Source organism: Streptomyces durocortorensis (assembly GCF_016901035.1).
Taxonomy (GTDB): domain Bacteria; phylum Actinomycetota; class Actinomycetes; order Streptomycetales; family Streptomycetaceae; genus Streptomyces; species Streptomyces durocortorensis.
The window spans coordinates 19,040-35,830 of sequence record NZ_JAFEUF010000053.1; the positions used below are offsets into that span (position 1 = coordinate 19,040).

Annotated in this window: 13 protein-coding genes; 7 read left to right on the forward strand and 6 right to left on the reverse strand. The window is 71.9% G+C overall.

What is annotated here, in order from left to right:
- Positions 1-2: 2 nt before the first annotated feature.
- From JS521_RS13385 to JS521_RS13405, 5 genes are all read left to right on the forward strand, one after another.
- Positions 3-902, forward strand: a complete 900-nt coding sequence (locus JS521_RS13385; protein WP_205083101.1) for a S8 family peptidase — start codon at positions 3-5, stop codon at positions 900-902.
- On the forward strand, positions 886-1,494 hold the full coding sequence (locus tag JS521_RS13390) for a GAF domain-containing protein (protein ID WP_205083102.1): 609 nt from the start codon (positions 886-888) through the stop codon (positions 1,492-1,494). Before JS521_RS13385 ends, JS521_RS13390 begins: the two co-directional genes overlap by 17 nt.
- A gap of 148 nt (positions 1,495-1,642) precedes the next feature.
- Positions 1,643-2,431 carry a sugar phosphate isomerase/epimerase family protein gene (locus JS521_RS13395; RefSeq protein WP_205083103.1) on the forward strand — a complete coding sequence of 263 codons (789 nt, stop codon included), beginning with the start codon at positions 1,643-1,645 and terminating at the stop codon, positions 2,429-2,431.
- 159 nt (positions 2,432-2,590) lie between these two features.
- The gene (locus JS521_RS13400; protein ID WP_205083104.1) at positions 2,591-4,426 is read left to right on the forward strand and encodes a glycoside hydrolase family 3 protein; all 1,836 of its coding nucleotides are present in this window, start codon (positions 2,591-2,593) and stop codon (positions 4,424-4,426) included.
- A 125-nt stretch (positions 4,427-4,551) separates the two neighbouring features.
- On the forward strand, positions 4,552-5,214 hold the full coding sequence (locus JS521_RS13405) for a hypothetical protein (RefSeq protein ID WP_205083105.1): 663 nt from the start codon (positions 4,552-4,554) through the stop codon (positions 5,212-5,214).
- A gap of 46 nt (positions 5,215-5,260) precedes the next feature.
- On the opposite strand, the gene JS521_RS13410 is transcribed toward JS521_RS13405, so the two are convergent.
- The 3 genes from JS521_RS13410 to JS521_RS13420 all read right to left on the reverse strand — a co-directional run bounded on the left by JS521_RS13410 (position 5,261) and on the right by JS521_RS13420 (position 11,158).
- Complete coding sequence (locus JS521_RS13410) at positions 5,261-6,745, reverse strand: S28 family serine protease (protein ID WP_205083106.1); 1,485 nt, start codon at positions 6,743-6,745, stop codon at positions 5,261-5,263.
- A 118-nt stretch (positions 6,746-6,863) separates the two neighbouring features.
- Positions 6,864-7,319, reverse strand: coding sequence for a hypothetical protein (locus JS521_RS13415; protein ID WP_372448581.1), 456 nt, complete (start codon positions 7,317-7,319; stop codon positions 6,864-6,866).
- A gap of 107 nt (positions 7,320-7,426) precedes the next feature.
- On the reverse strand, positions 7,427-11,158 hold the full coding sequence (locus JS521_RS13420; RefSeq protein ID WP_205083108.1) for an ABC transporter ATP-binding protein: 3,732 nt from the start codon (positions 11,156-11,158) through the stop codon (positions 7,427-7,429).
- A 185-nt stretch (positions 11,159-11,343) separates the two neighbouring features.
- Here JS521_RS13420 and JS521_RS13425 point away from each other — a divergent pair, with 185 nt between their 5' ends.
- Together JS521_RS13425 and JS521_RS13430 are read left to right on the forward strand one after the other, a co-directional pair.
- Complete coding sequence (locus JS521_RS13425) at positions 11,344-11,730, forward strand: type II toxin-antitoxin system RelE/ParE family toxin (protein ID WP_205083117.1); 387 nt, start codon at positions 11,344-11,346, stop codon at positions 11,728-11,730.
- Positions 11,730-12,173 carry a helix-turn-helix domain-containing protein gene (locus tag JS521_RS13430; protein ID WP_205083109.1) on the forward strand — a complete coding sequence of 148 codons (444 nt, stop codon included), beginning with the start codon at positions 11,730-11,732 and terminating at the stop codon, positions 12,171-12,173. Before JS521_RS13425 ends, JS521_RS13430 begins: the two co-directional genes overlap by 1 nt.
- A gap of 14 nt (positions 12,174-12,187) precedes the next feature.
- Here JS521_RS13430 and JS521_RS13435 read toward each other — a convergent pair whose 3' ends face one another.
- The 3 genes from JS521_RS13435 to JS521_RS13445 form a co-directional block, all read right to left on the reverse strand.
- A complete protein-coding gene (locus JS521_RS13435) occupies positions 12,188-13,873 on the reverse strand; it encodes a thiamine pyrophosphate-binding protein (protein ID WP_205083111.1) in 1,686 nt (561 codons plus the stop codon).
- Positions 13,870-14,868, reverse strand: coding sequence for an agmatinase (gene speB / locus JS521_RS13440; protein WP_205083112.1), 999 nt, complete (start codon positions 14,866-14,868; stop codon positions 13,870-13,872). The genes JS521_RS13435 and speB overlap by 4 nt, the downstream gene beginning before the upstream one ends.
- 258 nt (positions 14,869-15,126) lie before the next feature.
- On the reverse strand, positions 15,127-16,623 hold the full coding sequence (locus JS521_RS13445; RefSeq protein WP_205083114.1) for a sodium:solute symporter family protein: 1,497 nt from the start codon (positions 16,621-16,623) through the stop codon (positions 15,127-15,129).
- Between the last annotated feature and the right edge of the window lie 168 nt (positions 16,624-16,791).

Genomic DNA, 16,791 nt, shown 5'->3' on the forward strand with positions numbered 1-16,791 from the left:
CGATGACGACCACGGAACCAAGACGCGCGGGGCCCCGCACAGGCCCGGGCCAGGGCCTGACCTGGAGTCTGCGCGGGCGCGGCCCCGACGACGTACCGGTGCTGGCCGACGCCGGGCCGCCGCTCGGCCGCCCCGCCGGGCCCGCCACCGGACGCGGCGTCCGCGTGTGCGTCGTGGACTCGGGTGTGGAGCGGGACCATCCGCTGGTCGGCACGCCGGCCGGTTCCTGGGTGGTGGTCAAGGACGGGGAGAGCGGCGAGATCACGGTCGAGCCGACGACCACCGGCGACACCTGCGGGCACGGCACCGCGTGCGCGGGCATCATCCGCCGGACGGCCCCGGAGTGCGAGATCCACAGTGTGCGGGTGCTCGGGGAACGGTTCTCCGGCACCGGCGACATCCTGATGGCGGGTCTGCGCTGGGCGGTGGAGCAGCGCTTCGACGTGGTCAACCTCAGCCTGTCGACGACCCGCACCCGGTTCGCGCAGGAGCTGCACAGCCTGGCGGACAGCGCCTACTTCGCCCGTACGGTGATCGTCGCCTCGGCGCACAACACCCCGGTGGAGAGCTTCCCCTGGCGGTTCGCCTCCGTGATCTCGGTGGGCAGCCACCAGGAGGACGACCCCGAACTGCACCTGTACAACCCAGACCCGCCGGTGGAGTTCTTCGGGCCCGGCCAGAACGTGACCGTGCCGTGGCTGGGCGGCCGGACGATCCGCACCACGGGGAACAGCTTCGCCACGCCGTACGTCGCCGGGCTCTGCGCCCGCGTGCTGTCCGCGCATCCGCGGATGACGGCCTTCCAGCTCAAGAACGCCCTCTATCTGTCCGCGGCCAACGTGCGTCACGCGCCGCGTCCTTCCACTGCGGCAGGAGATATCCGTGATGACTCCGAGAACTGATTCCGCCCCGCTCCCCTCCCCCGTCACCGACGCGCCGCGCAGCGAGCTGCTCCAGTCGGTCGTCGATGTGGCCCGTGCGATCTTCGGGGCCGAGGCCAGTTCGGTGTTCCTGCTCGACGAGGAGGCGGACGAGCTGGTCTTCCAGGCCGTGTCCGGGAAGGGCGAGGAGTTCCTGGTCGGCCGCCGGTTCCCCGCCGGGCGCGGGATCGCCGGGTGGGTGGCGACCTCCGGCGAACCGATGGTGGTCGACGACCTGAGCGCCGATCCGTCCTTCGACCGTTCGCTGGCCGAGTCGACCGCGTACGTACCGAACGCTCTGATGGCGGCCCCGCTCATCAGCGATGCCCGGATCCTCGGGGTCCTGGAGGTGCTGGACCCCTCCCCGCAGGCCCGGTCGGGGGTGCGGGAACTGGACCTGCTCGCGATGTTCGCCCGGCAGGCCGCCGCCGCGCTGCGGGTGATCGCCCCGGAGCGGGTGGTGGAGGCCGAACCGCGCACGGTCTTCGACGGGCACGCGCTGGCGGGCGCGCAACGCGAGGACGCGCTGCGACTGCTGGGTAGCCTGGAGCGACTGCTGCGGGGCGTCGGCTGAGACAGCCTCCGCACCGGGTCGTGCAGCCCCGTAAGGGGGTCGTGCCACCCCGGCCTCCGTGCAGGGGCCGCGGCCACCTCCGTACGGGAGTAGCCACGAGCCCGGCGGGCAGGAGCGGGGGCGTCGGCACAAGGGAAGGACACGCACCATGAAGCTCGCTTTCTCCACCCTCGGAGTGCCGGGGACGCCGGTCGCCGAGGTCGTCCGGCTCGCCGCCGGGAACGGCTACCAGGGGGTGGAGCTGCGCGTCCACCCCGAGGAGCCGGTGCACCTGGGGCTCTCGTCGCTGGAACGGGCCGATGTGGTCGAGGCGTTCAAGGCCGGCGGGGTGGAGATCCTGGCCCTCGCCGGGTACGTGCAGGTGGCCGCCGAGGGCGACGACGAGCCGGTCCTCACGGAGCTGTCCGAGCTGGTGAAGCTCGCCCGGGACCTGGGCGCGTCCTACGTCCGGGTCTTCCCCGGCGGCGGCGACCAGGAGCAGGCGGAGGCCGACGCGACGGCTGCCCGGCGGCTCGGCGCGGCCGCCCCGGCCGCCGCCGACATGGGCGTGAGCATCCTGCTGGAGACCCATGACTCGCACCGGGCGGGCCTGGACGCCGCCCGGGTCGTCGCGACGGTCGGGCACCCCCGGGTCGGTGCGATCTGGGACGTGCTGCACACCTGGCTCGCCGGTGAGGAGCCGGCCGCCAGTCAGGCGGTGCTCGCCCCGCACCTGGGATACGTGCAGGTGAAGGACGTCGCGTCGGCGGACGACCTGACCCCGCTGGCGCTGGGGGCCGGGGTGCTTCCGCTGGCGGAGTGCCTGGACGGGTCGGGTCCGGAGACGTGGGTGTGCTGGGAGTACGAGAAGCGCTGGCACCCCGGGGCGGCGGAGCTGCCGGGGCTGCTGGGTGCCGGGCGCGAGTACCTGCTGCGGCTCGGAGCGCCGAAGCAGTAGCCATTGCCGTAGCTGTATCGGTGGGGAAGCGCGTCAGCGGCCCCCTCCACCCGTTCGCGTACGGGTCGTGACGCGGGCGGCCCGGACTCTTGACCGGAAGTTACTTTCCCTATAAGCGTACTTCCTTGGAAGTTTCTTTCACCCCGGGAAGGAGCTCACGTGCCCCACCGCACCTCAAGACGCACCCTCCTCACCGCCACTGCCGCCGCCACGGCGGCCGCGGCGACCGGCGCCCTCGCCGCCGCCCCCTCCGTCGCATCCGCGCACTCCACGAACGCCTCCACCGACCGCCGGCTGCGGCAGATCATCGCCGGGATGAGCCTGGAGGAGAAGGTCGGCCAGCTCTTCGTGATGCGGGTCTACGGGCACTCCGCCACCGAGCCCGACCAGGCCGACATCGACGCGAACCTCAAGGAGATCGGGGTCCGTACGGGCGCCGAGCTGATCTCCACGTACCACGTCGGCGGGATCATCTACTTCACCTGGGCGCGCAACACCCGCGACCCGCACCAGATCGCCGACCTCTCCAACGGCCTCCAGCGCGCCGCGCTCGCCGGGCGTCCCCGGGTGCCGCTGCTCGTCTCCACCGACCAGGAGCACGGCATCGTCTGCCGGGTCGGCGAACCCGCCACGCTGCTGCCGGGCGCGATGGCCCTCGGCGCGGGCGGCTCGCGCTCCGACACCCGGCGGGCGGCCTGGATCGCGGGCGCCGAGCTGGCCGCGCTCGGCATCAACCAGAACTACGCGCCGGACGCCGACGTCAACGTCAACCCGGCCAACCCCGTCATCGGCGTACGGTCCTTCGGCTCCGACCCCGACGCGGTGGCCGACCTGGTCGCGGCGCAGGTGAAGGGCTATCAGGGCGCGGGGGTCGCGTCGACCGCCAAGCACTTCCCCGGCCACGGCGACACGAACACCGACAGCCACACCGGCCTGCCCGTCATCAACCACACCCGCGCCCAGTGGGAGGAGCTGGACGCCCCGCCGTTCCGCGCCGCGATCCGGGCCCGTATCGACTCGATCATGACCGCGCACATCGTGGTCCCCGCCCTCGACCCGTCCGAGGACCCGGCCACGCTCTCCCGGCCCATCCTCACCGGCATCCTCCGCGAGGAGCTGGGCTACGACGGGGTGGTGGTCACCGACTCGCTCGGCATGGAGGGGGTGCGCACGAAGTACGGCGACGACCGGGTGCCGGTCCTCGCCCTGCTGGCGGGCGTGGACCAGCTGCTGAACCCGCCGAATCTCTCCGTGGCCTGGAACGCGGTGCTGGAGGCGGTCCGGGGCGGCGAGATCAGCGAGGCGCGGATCGATGAATCGATCCTGCGGATCCTGCGGCTGAAGAGCGGTCTCGGCCTGTTCCGGGATCCGTTCGTCGGTCACCGGAACGTCGAGCGTACGGTCGGCAGCCGCGCCCACCGGGCCGCCGCCGACCGGATCGCCGAGCGCACGACGACCCTGCTCGCCGATCCGGGCTCGCTGCTGCCGCTCTCCCGGCGCAGCCACCGGAACCTGCTGGTGGTGGGGGCCGATCCGGCATCCCCCTCCGGGACGACGGGCCCGCCGACCGGCACCCTGGCCCAGGCCTTCGGCGAACTGGGCTTCACCGCACGGGCGTTGTCCACCGGTACGGCCCCGAACCAGGCGAAGATCGACGAGGCGGTCGCCGCCGCCGCGGGCAGGGACGCCGTGGTCGTGGCGACGTACAACGTCACGGCGGGCAGTTCGCAGCGCACCCTGGTGACCGCGCTCGTGGCGACCGGCGTCCCCGTCGTCACCGTCGCGATCCGCAACCCGTACGACATCGCCCACCTCACCGGGACCGGCGTCGCGGCGAGCCTCGCCTCGTACTCCTGGACCGATGTCGAACTGCGCGCCGCCGCCCGGGTGATCGCGGGCCGCGCCGAACCGGAGGGCACCCTGCCGGTCCCGGTGCAACGCGCGGACGACCCGACGCAGGTGCTGTACCCGGTGGGCCACGGACTGTCGTACTAGCCCTACGGCGTCCGGACGGCCCGGGCATCCCGACATCGGCGCAAAGCACCCCTGCACCTGGCGTGGCCCCGCTCCGGCGGGCCGCACCGGGTGTACGTCTCTACTGACGTATTGGGGGGTTTCTCATGGATGAGCACGTGTCCTCGGGGGCCCGGAGCCGGCGGCCCACCCCGTTACCGGCCCGGGTCGCCGTCCTGGCCGTGCCCGCCGCCGGCGTCGCGCTCCTGCTGGCGGCCTGCTCGGCCCCGGGCGGCGGAACGGCCACCGACGACCGGGGGCCCGCCCCCGCCCAGCCCGGCCCGTCACCGTACGGGGTGGTGTTCCTCGGGCCCGGGGACTGCAGTTCGCGGGGCCCCGTGATCCGGGAGGTGTTCTGCCGCAGCGAGAAGGCCGCGGCCACCGTCCTCGCCCGGCACCTCGGCACCCCGTCGTCGGGCCCCCCCGGCCCGGGCCCCCCCCACTTCGTCCTGCACGTCTCCGAGACGGGCACCGGGGCCCGTTCCCGGCTCACCACCGGTTACGCCTGCATGCGGAACCTGGAGCCGCCGCATCCGGGCGACCCCGGGCAGGGCGGCGGCCCGCTGACCGTGGTCGGCGACTGCGTCACGGCCTCCCGCGCGGGCGAGGTCACGGAGACCGCCTGCGCGGACGCGGGCGGCCGCGCCCCGCGCTACCGGGTGGAGTCGGCGGTGCGGCGGCGGGCGCAGTGCCCGGACGACACGGACCTGTTCGTCTCCCTGCGCGGAGAGAGGGCGGTGGGGTGCGCCCGCCGGTCGACCGGATGGTGACGGTGACCGACGGGCGCAGCCGACGTGGACGAGCCGCACGGACCTGCTACGGGCGCAGCGTGGCCTCGTCGCGCTCGACCTCGCCGTTGCGCTGGTCCAGCCTGGTGTCGAACTTCGCCAGCGGCTTCGCCTTCGCCGGGTCGTTCTCGACGGCCGCCGGGGCGACGCCCGCCCAGCGCAGGATGTCGGCGGTGGCCTTGGCCTTCTGGGCCTCGGGGAGACCGGAGACCTTCGAGCCGTGGTTGCCGCCGGGGACGGTGTAGACCGCGCTGTCCTTCGCACCGCGGCCGAGGCGGAACGGCTCCGCGCTCCACGGGTCGTTCTCGCCGTTGACGTACATCATCCGGCGGGCGTTGTGCTTGACCCAGCTGTCGATGTCCCGCATCGCGCCCCGGTCGAACTTCATCGGGATGGAGCGGGGCACGAAGTTGCGCGGGGGCTGGTAGCCGTAGCGGCTCAGGTTGCCGAGCCAGGGCTGCTTGATGTCCGGCGATCCGAGCTGGGTGCCCGCCTGGTAGTAGTACGGGGTGTACGTCTCCAGGCCCTGGTCGGCATAGCCGGAGAAGCCGACGATGGAGTCGACGGAGTTGTAGATGTCGTCGTCGGTGGCCTTCTTGGCGTCGGCCGGGAGGTCCACGCAGTCGGCGAGCAGGCTGTACTGCCAGAAGGCGAACGTGTAGTCCAGGACCGTGGCCTCGTAGGCGCGGTCGAGGGAACCGATGGTGTTGAACGTCCAGCCGGCGGCGGCGGCCTGCTCCTTGTACTTCTTCTGGAGCGGGGCCCGCCGGATCAGGGCCTCGCGCTGCACCGCGCCGAGCTTGTCGCGGCACTCCTTGGTGCCGACGTCGCGGAAGAACCGGTCGTACGCCGAGTCCTCCTTGTCGTTGACGTCGTTGGGCGCGACGTAGGCGACGACGCCGTCCATGTCCTTCGGGTAGAAGCGCTCAAAGTACGTGGCGGTCATCCCGCCCTTGGACCCGCCGGTGGCCAGCCACTTCTTGCCGTAGATCTTCTTCAGCGCGGTGAACACCCGGTGCTGGTCGCTGGCGGCCTGCCAGATGTCCAGCTTGGACCAGTCGGCCGGGGCGGGGCGCGACGGGGTGAAGAAGCGGTATTCCAGGGAGACCTGGTTGCCGTCGATGATCTGCGTCGGCTCGCTGCGGCTGGGGTTGGTCGAGACGTTGTAGCCGCTGGTGGAGAAGACCGTCGGGCGGGAGACGTCCTTGTGCAGCACGGTGATGCGCTGCTGGAACGTGCCCTTGGACGGCCGCCGGTGGTCGACCGGCTGGGTGTAGTTGAGGACGAAGTAGCGGTAGCCCGCGTACGGCTTCTCCTCGATCAGGCTCATGCCCGGGATCGCCAGGATGCGGTCCTTGATGTCCTCGGCGCTCGCTTCGCTGCCGGCGGCGGCTCCGCTGCTCCGCTTCGCGGCCGGTTCCGCGGCGGTGGCCGCACCGGCCGAGGCCCCCGTGGCTCCGACCGTGCCTATGAGCACGGCGAGCGAGAGAACCCCTGTGAGTGACTTGCGCATGCACGCTCCCCTTGGTTCACAACAGTCGCCGTGAACTTATCGGGGGTAACACACGCCACGCCAGACCCGGTTGTCCGTGTCAGCGCAAGATGTCGGCACAAAATGTCCGCACAGGATGTCAGCAGAGGATCCAGCCGGTGGAGACGGATTTCCTGCCGATCGCGCCGGTGGCCCGGACGCAGCGGTTCAGCGCGTTGACCGTGACCGGGCCCGCCATCTTCGTGTACGAGCCCTTGTCGGAGACCGCGCGACCGCCGCGCGCCTGGAGCGCGACGCTCATCGTCCGCCGCTTGCCGGGCTTCTTGGCGACGGTCACCGCGCAGGCGTGAGCGCGAGACTTGTAGACGCGCAGCTCTCCCGTGGAGAACCCGACCGTCTTTGCCAGGCGGCCGGAGCAGCCGGAGGCGGCCTGGGCGGTGCCCGGCGCGGCGAGGAGAGGGACCAGTCCGGCCAGCAGAGGCAGGACGAGGAGGCCGACCAGCGGCAGCCGTCGCCGCCGCCGCGTCGGTCTCGGCTCTCCGGCCGACCCCGCAGTCCCGTCCGGACCCGCCCGCCCCGCAGTCCTGTCGAACACGTTCGCCCCCACCTGACATCTGTACGCCCATGCGTCCCTGGCTACGACGCAGCAGACGCGCGGGAGGTTGCACGGCACCGGGCTCCCTGCCCGGCCCCGGCGGGCTCTCATACGGCCGCCGGCTCGTCCTCCCCTATGCCCTCTCCGATGAAGGTGCGCCACAGCCGGGCGTACTGCCCGTCCAGGGCGAGCAGCTCGTCGTGCGTGCCGTCCTCGGCGACGCGGCCGTGGTCCATCACCACGACCCGGTCGGCGCGGGCGGCCGTCGTCAGCCGGTGGGCGACCACCAGCGTGGTGCGGCGGCCGGTGAGCCGGTCGGTCGCCTGGTTGACGAGGGCCTCGGTGGCGAGGTCGAGGGCGGCGGTGGCCTCGTCCAGGAGCAGGACGTCCGGGTCGACCAGCTCGGCGCGGGCCAGGGCGATCAGCTGGCGCTGCCCGGCGGAGAGGTTGCGGCCGCGCTCGGCGACCTCGTGGAGGTAGCCGTCCTCCAGCGTGGCGATCATCTCGTGCGCGCCGACCGCGCGGGCCGCGGCCTCGACCTCGGCGTCGGTGGCATCGGGCAGCCCGTAGGCGATGGCGTCGCGGACCGTCCCGGCGAAGAGGTACGCCTCCTGCGGGACGACGCCGAGGCGGTGCCGGTAGGCGGTCATGTCGAGCTTGCGGAGGTCGGTGCCGTCGGCGGTGACCCGGCCGCCGGTGGGGTCGTAGAACCGGGCGACCAGCTTGACCAGGGTCGACTTGCCGGCCCCCGTCTCCCCGACGAAGGCGACGGTCTGCCCGGCGGGGATGTGGAGGTCGATCCCGGTGAGGGCCTCCTCCTCGTCCCCGTACGCGAAGGAGACGTCCTCGAACGCGATCTCACCGCGCAGCGAGAGCACGTCGAGCGGTTCGTCCGGGTCGGCGGTCGAGGTGGGCTCGCGCAGCAGCTCCTGGATGCGGCCGAGGGAGACGGTGGCCTGCTGGTAGCCGTCGAAGACCTGGGAGAGCTGCTGGACGGGGGCGAAGAACAGGTCGATGTAGAGGAGGTAGGCGACCAGGGCGCCGACGGTCAGCGTGCCGTTGTCGATCCGGCCCGCGCCCACGATCATCACCGCGGCGGCGGCGACGGAGGCCAGCAGCTGGACGAACGGGAAGTAGACGGAGATCAGCCACTGGCCGCGTACCCGGGCCTGGCGGTAGCTGTCGCTGCGCTCGCTGTAGCGGGCGGCCCCGTCGTGCTCGCGGCCGAAGGCCTGGACGATCCGGAGACCGGCGACGGACTCCTGGAGGTCGGCGTTGACGGAGCTGATGCGGGTCCGGGCCAGTTCGTACGCCTTGACGCTGCTGCGCCGGAAGAAGAAGGTGCCGACGATCAGCACGGGCAGGGTGGCGAAGACGACCAGGGCGAGCTGGATGTCCAGGACGAGCAGCGCGACCATGATCCCGAAGAAGGTGACCACGGAGACGAACGCGGTGACCAGGCCGGTCTGGAGGAACGTGGAGAGCGCGTCCACATCCGTCGTCATCCGGGTCATGATCCGGCCGGTCAGCTCGCGCTCGTAGTAGTCGAGGCCGAGGCGCTGGAGCTGGGCGAAGATCTTCAGGCGGAGTGAGTAGAGGATCCGTTCGCCGGTCCGGCCGGTCATCCGGATCTCGCCGGTCTGGGCGATCCACTGGACGAGCACGACGACCAGGGCGATCGCGGAGGCGGCCCACACCGCCCCGATCGAGAGTTGGCTGACGCCCTCGTCGATGCCGTGCCGGATCAGGACCGGGAGCAGCAGGCCCATCCCGGCGTCGACGGCGACGAGCCCGAGACTGATGAGCAGGGCCGCGCCGAAACCCCGCAGCAGCCGGCGCAGCCCGTACGAATCCTCCGGGCGCACGGCGGTGGCCTCGTCGACCTCGGGGGTGTCCGTGGCGGGCGGCAGCGCCTCGACCTGGGCGAGGAGTTCGGGGGTCGCGGGCATGCCGGCGACGGTGGTGTCCCGCTCCTCCTCCCGGCGGATCCACAGCTCGGGGGTGATGCCGCGCTCGGCGTCGAACTCGGCGTCCAGCTCCTCCTGGAGGGCGCGGTCGTCCTCGGGGCCGGCCTCGGTGCGCTGCGGCCGGTGGCCGGGCGAGGTGGCGCCCAGCTCGTCGGGGTCGGTGAGGAGGCGGCGGTAGAGGGCGGAGGTGCGCTCCAGCTCGTCGTGGGTGCCGATCGCGGCGAGCTTCCCGCCGTCGAGGACGGCGATGCGGTCGGCGAGCTGGAGGGTGGAGCGGCGGTGGGCGATGAGGAGGGTGGTCCGCCCGGCCATCACCTGCTTGAGCGCCTCGTGGATCTCGTGCTCGACGCGGGCGTCGACGGCGGAGGTCGCGTCGTCGAGGAGGAGGAGCCGGGGGTCGGTGAGGATGGCCCGGGCGAGGGCGACGCGCTGGCGCTGACCGCCGGAGAGGGTGAGCCCGTGCTCGCCGACGGTGGTGTCGTACCCCTTCGGCAGCTCGGAGATGAACCCGTGGGCCTGGGCGGCGCGGGCGGCCGTCTCGATCTGCTCCTGGGTGGCGTCGGGGAAGCCGTAGGCGATGTTGGCGCGGACGGTGTCGGAGAACAGGAAGCTGTCCTCGGGGACGAGCCCGATGGCGGCGCGCAGGGAGGCCTGGGTCAGCTCGCGGACGTCGTGCCCGCCGATGAGGACGGCCCCGTGGGAGACGTCGTAGAAGCGGGGCAGCAGGAGCGAGACGGTGGACTTGCCGCTGCCGGACGCGCCGACGACGGCGACGGTCTCGCCGGGTTCGACGGTGAGCGAGAACCCGTCGAGTACGGGCCGGTCGTCGTCATAGCCGAACCGGACGTCGTCGAACTCGATCCCGGCCGGGGCGTCGGCGGGCAGTTCCTTGGTCCCGTCCGTCATGGACGGCTCGGTGTCGATCAGCTCCAGGACGCGTTCGACACCGGCGCGGGCCTGCTGCCCCACGGTCAGCACCATGGCGAGCATCCGGACCGGGCCGACGAGCTGGGCGAGGTAGGTGGAGAAGGCGACGAACGTGCCGAGGGTGATCTCACCCCGGGTGGCCAGCCAGCCGCCGAGGGCGAGCATGGCGACCTGGCCGAGGGCGGGCACGGCCTGGAGGGCGGGGGTGTAGCGGGAGTTCAGCCGGATGGTGCGCAGCCGCCCGGCGAAGAGGCGTCGGCCGACCTCGCGGAGCTTCCCGGTCTCCTGGTCCTCCTGCCCGAACCCCTTGACGACCCGGACCCCGGAGACGGCCCCGTCGACGACTCCGGCGACGGCGGCGGCCTGGCTCTGGGCGTACCAGGTGGCGGGGAAGAGGCGGGTCTTGGAACGGCGGGCGATGAACCAGAGGGCGGGGGCGACGGCGAGGGCGACGAGGGTCAGGGGCAGCGAGAGCCACGCCATGATCACCAGGGAGATGAGGAAGAGCAGCACGTTCCCGATGGTCATCGGGAGCATGAACAGCAGCCCCTGGATCAGCTGGAGGTCGCTGGTGGCCCGGCCGACGACCTGCCCGGTGGACAGCTCGTCCTGACGCTTCCCGTCGAGCCGGGTGATCGTCGCGTACATGTCCGTACGCAGATCGTGCTGGACGTCCAGGGCGAGCCGGCCGCCGTAGTAGCGGCGGATGTAGGTGGCGATGTAGACGAGGACGGCCGCGCCGATGAGCAGCCCCGTCCAGACGGCGAGGGAGCGGGTGTGGTCGGTGACCACGTCGTCGATGATCACCTTGGTGATGAGCGGCACGAGGGCCATGACGGCCATGCCGGCGAGCGACGAGCCGAGGGCGAGCACGACGTTCCGCCGGTACCGCCACGCGTACCCGGTCAGCCGCCGGCCCCACCCCTGTTGCTCTGCGCCCGTCACGCGTTGCCTCCTGCTTCCCAGCCGTCCGACCTGATCTTCCGGAAGGCACCAACACGGTGGGGGGCGGATTTCATCCCTCCGCAACAAAAGGGAGCCGTGGCAACCGCCCGGGCGGGACCACTCGTCCGGGTGACTGCAGGGAGAAGGCGGTTGCCATACACTGAAGTGTCTATACGTTCCGATATATAGATACGCCCTATGTGATCGAGATCGAACCCGAGGTTCGGCTGTGGCTGATGAATCTGCCGTACCACGACTTCCTTGTGGTCGAGCACGTCGCCGAGCTGGTGCGGGAGCGCCCGACGACGCTCGGGGAGCCGTACTCCCGGCACCTGGGCGACGGCGTCCGCGAGCTGCGGTTCAGCCTCGGCCGCCGGGGTGCGACCCGGATTCCCTACTGGCTGGCACCGGATCGCCGGATCGTTCTGCTTACCGTCTTCCGCAAGACCCGACAGCGGGAGACGGCCGAGGTCGCCCGTGCCAAGCGCGCCAAGGTGCTCTGCGAGACCCAGCACCCACGGGCCCACGATGTGTACACGCGCACAGCCGACGAGGAGAAGGAGAAGCGGTAATGGTCAGCCACGCACGCTGGAAGCTCGCCCGCGACGAGAAGGCCGCCCAGGGGATCGCCGAGGACCCCGAGGTGGAGCGGCGGCGCGAGGAGATCTCTCTCGCGTTCGACCTCGGACAGGCCGTGTACGACCGCCGGGCCGCCCTCGGCCTGTCGCAGACCGAGCTGGCCCGGCGCGCCGGTATGACGCAGCCGCAGGTCTCGAAGCTGGAGCTCGGCGGCACGGTTCCCACGGTGCCTCTGCTGGCTCGGCTGGCCCGTGCCATGGAAGCGATGTTCCGGATGGAGCTGTTCGGGAGCAGCATCCGCGTGACGTTCACCGATCTCGACGGGAACACACCGGAGGAGTCCGGCGCGGAGCCGCCCTCCACGGAGCACATGTCCGCCGCCGAAGCGGAGACGGATGCGGACACGGGCACGGAGAGGGCGGCGGCCACGGGCTGAAGGGTCTGACCGGCCTACAGGTGCGTCGGCTCGAACATCCGCAGCAGCGCCGGGAGCACCACGACCGACGGCCCCGGGGCGGCGAGCGCCTTGCCCAAGTCTGCGGCGAGGGACTCCGGTGTCGTACGGACAGCGGGCACGCCGAAGGACTCGGCGAGGGCGACGAAGTCCGGGCGGGACAGCTCGGTGCCGGTGGCCTCGCCGAAGGCGCCCGTCATGTACTCGCGCAGGATGCCGTAGCCCCCGTCGTCGACGATCAGCCAGGTCAGCGGCAGGTCGTACTGGCGCGCGGTGGCCAGCTCCGCGATGGAGTACATCGCGCCGCCGTCGCCGGAGACCGCGAGCACGGGCTTAGTCGGGTCGGCGGCAGCGGCCCCGATGGCGGCCGGGAAGCCGTAGCCGAGCCCGCCCGCGCCCTGGGCGGAGTGCATGGTGTTGGGGCGGCGGGCGTCGAAGGCGGACCAGGCCCAGTACGCCAGGATCGTCATGTCCCAGAAGCTGGGCGCGGCGTCGGGCAGCGCCTCGCGGACGGCGGCGAGGACCTGCTGTTCCAGGGTGAGGTCCTGGGCCTCGATCCGGACCCGTACCTTCTCCAGCACCGTGCGTACGCGCTCGGCGGCGCCCGCATCCTCACGGCGCTCGACGGCCTCCAGCAGGTCGGCCAGCGCCTCGCGGGCGTCGGAGTGGATGCCGAGGGCGGGGTGGTTGGACTCCAGCTTCCCGGCGTCCGCCTCGATCTGGATCACCCGGCCGCGCGGGCGGAAGGTGTGGTAGTTCGAGGAGAGTTCGCCGAGCCCGGAGCCGACGACGAGCAGGACGTCCGCGTCCTCCAGGAAGTCGGTGGTGTGCCGGTCCTCCAGCCAGGAACGCAGCGAGAGCGGGTGCTCCCAGGGGAAGGCGCCCTTGCCGCCGAAGGTGGTGACGACGGGGGCGTCGATCTTCTCGGCCAGCGCGCGCAGCTTGCCGGAGGCGTCGGAGCGTACGACTCCGCCGCCCGCGATGATCACGGGCCGCTCGGCGTTGGACAGCAGGTGCGCGGCGGCGATCGTCAGCTCGGGCCTCGGGTACAGCTCGCGCGGGGTGGCGTCCATGGCGCTGACGACGGGGAGAGTCGTCTCGGCCAGCAGCACGTCCTGCGGGATCTCGACCCAGACCGGCCCGTGCGGGGCGGTCAGCGCGGACTCCCAGGCGGCGGCGATCGCGGACGGGATCTGGGACGCGGTCCGCACGGTGTGGACGGACTTCACGATGTCGCGGACGGAGGCCTGCTGGTCACGCAGCTCGTGGAGATAGCCGTGCCGCCCGCCGCCGAGGCCGGCCGTGGGGATCTGGCTGGAGATGGCGAGGACGGGCGCGGAGGCGGCAGCCGCCTCCTGGAGCGCGGCGAGCGAGGTGAGCGCACCGGGGCCCGTCGAGAGGAGCAGCGGGGCCACCTCCCCCGTGATCCGGCCGTACGCGTCGGCGGCGAACCCGGCGTTGTTCTCGACGCGGAGTCCGACGTACCGCAGCGAGGAGCGGCGCAGCGCGTCGAACATGCCGAGCGCGTGCTGACCGGGCAGCCCGAAGACGGTGGTCGCGCCGAGGCCCTGGAGGGACTCGACGACGAGGTCACCGCCGTTGCGGCCGGCCGGCGGGTCGAGTACGGCGGCGGCCTGGGCGGCGGTGAGCTGCGGCCGGTCGTCGTGGTGGTCGTGGCTCACTTGGCGTCCTCGGCTCCGGTGGTGTCCTTCTGCGCCTTAGCCGCCGCGATCTGGCGGGACATGATCGTCGTGAGCTCGTACGCGGCGTGCGAGGCAGCCACGGAGGTGATCTCGGCGTGGTCGTACGCGGGGGCGACCTCGACCAGGTCGGCGGAGACCAGGTGGCAGGAGGAGAGCCCGCGCAGGATCTCCAGCAGCTCGCGGGAGGTGAGGCCGCCGGCCTCGGGGGTGCCGGTGCCGGGGGCGTGCGCCGGGTCGAGGACGTCGATGTCGATGGAGATGTACAGCGGCCGGTCCCCGATGCGCTGCCGCAGCTGGTCGGCGATCTCGTCGACGCCGCGCCGCATGACGTCGGCGGAGGTGACGATGCCGAAGCCCATCTTCTCGTCGTCGGTCAGGTCCTGCTTGCCGTAGAGCGGGCCGCGGGTGCCGACGTGGGAGAGGGCGGAGGTGTCGAGGATGCCCTCCTCGACGGCCCGGCGGAACGGGGTGCCGTGGGTGTACTCCGCGCCGAAGTAGGTGTCCCAGGTGTCCAGGTGCGCGTCGAAGTGGAGCAGGGCGACGGGCCCGTGCTTCTTGGCGACGGAGCGCAGGAGGGGCAGGGCGATGGTGTGGTCGCCGCCGAGGGTCATCAGGCGTGCGCCGGTGCCCAGGAGGTCGTCGGCCGCGCCCTCGATGGTCTCGACGGCCTCGTTGATGTTGAACGGGTTCGCCGCGATGTCGCCGGCGTCGGCGACCTGGGCGAGCGCGAAGGGGGAGGCGTCCTGGGCCGGATTGTACGGGCGCAGCAGCCGGGAGGCCTCACGGATGGCGTTGCCGCCGAAGCGGGCGCCGGGCCGGTAGGAGACTCCGGTGTCGAAGGGCACGCCGACCACGGCGACGTCGGTACGCCCGACCTCGTCGAGCCGCGGCAGCCGGGCGAACGTCGCGGGCCCGGCGTACCGGGGGACGCGGGAGGAGTCGATGGGGCCGCGCGGCGCATCGGTGCTGCTCATGGGGGGTGTGCCTTTCCTTCGGTTTCGTACGGTGTCCAGTGTGCGGGGTGCGGTGGGGTGCGATGGGTTGCCGGGGGCGTCCGGCGGCCGCTTCGCCATCAATCGGCCACATCAAGCCCGTCCGGCCACATCAAGCCCGTCCGGCGATTGAGGACATCGGTGGGCCCGGCCAAACTCAGCCCATCCGGCAAGACCCAGCCCGTCCGGCGATTGAGGACATCTTTGAGGCCGGCCGGATCCAGCCCGAGGGTTCCGTCCTCAAACGCCGGACGGGCTGGAAGCGCCGCTGGGGTGGGCCGGAGCCGTCGGGTCGGGCCCGCCCCGCCCCGCCAAGCGTTCGCGCCACGCGGCCAGCACATCCGCATCCGTAGGCGGCGTAGCCAGCGACACGACCACGTACACGGCCAGCGACGCCAGCAGCCCGTAGTAGATCGGCTGGTTGGCGAGGATCCCGTAGTGCCACATCAGCCCGATCACCGCGACACCGCCCACGGCCACCGCCGACAGCGCCCCGGCCGCCGTGCCGCGCCGCCACAGCAGCCCGCCGATGATCGGCACGAGCAGCCCGCCCACCAGCAGGTTGTAGGCCACGGTCAGCGCCTCCACCACGTCGTTCAGCGCGATGGCGATCAGAATGACGGCGATCCCCATGATGAGGATGAACGCCCGGTTCCCCTTGACCTCGTCGTGCGGTTCGTCCCCGGCGCCACTCCCGCCGCGCCCGACGACCCCCCGCAACCGGGACCAGATGTCGTTGTTGGCGACCGTGGCGCAGGCGATCAGCGCGCCCGAGGACGTCGACATCACAGCGGCCAGCGCGGCGGCGAGCACCAGCCCGCGCACGCCGACCGGCAGCTCGTCCTTGACGATCGTCGCGAAGGCCGCGTCCGCACTCGCCAGGTTCGGGTACATCACCTTGGCGGCGGTGCCGATGACGGCTCCGGCGATGGCGTAGACGAGACAGTACGTACCGGCGACCGTTCCGCCCCACCGCGCCGTCGTGTCGCTGCGCGCGGTGAACACGCGCTGCCAGATGTCCTGCCCGATGAGCATGCCGAAGGTGTAGATCAGGACATACGTGAAGATCGTCTCACCGCCGATACCGAGCGGGTCGAAGTACTCGGTCGGCAGCTGCGCCTTCATCTCGCTGAAGCCGCCCGCCTTGACGACGGCGATCGGCAGCAGGAGCAGCAGCACCCCGATGGTCTTGACGACGAACTGGACCATGTCGGTGAGCGTGATCGACCACATGCCGCCGAGCGTCGAGTACGCGACGACGATCACGCCTCCGAGGACGATCGCGACGGTCCGGTTCACGTCGAAGAGGACGTCGAAGATGGTGGCGTACGCGATCGTCGAGGTGACCGCGAGCATCAGCGTGTACGCCCACATCACGACGCCGGAGATGATCCCGGCCCGGCCGCCGTAGCGCAGGTCGAGCATCTCGGAGACGGTGTAGACCTTCAGCCGGGCGATCCGCGCGGAGAAGAAGACGGACAGCGCGAGGAGCCCGAGGCCGATGGTGAAGACCATCCACGCGCCGGAGAGGCCGTACTGGTAGCCGAGCCCGACACCGCCGATGGTGGACGCGCCGCCGAGGACGATCGCGGCCATGGTGCCGGAGTACATGCCCGGCCCGAGACGGCGGCCCGCGACCAGGAACTCAGCTTTGGACTTGGCGCGGCGCATGCCCCACCAGCCCATGGCGAGCATGCCGGCCAGGTAGACGACGATCACGGCGTAGTCGACAGCCATGGGCTTCCCTCCGTCTCGCGCAAACAGATGTACGTGCGAGGAAGACGGTAGGTGGCCGAAAGCCGACGCTGAAGTGTACGTTTCCTCCACTCTCACCGAGATGAATGGATGAACCGTCCATGCCGACCCCTCCCGCAGGCACCACTCCCCCACCACCCCCGGCTTCGC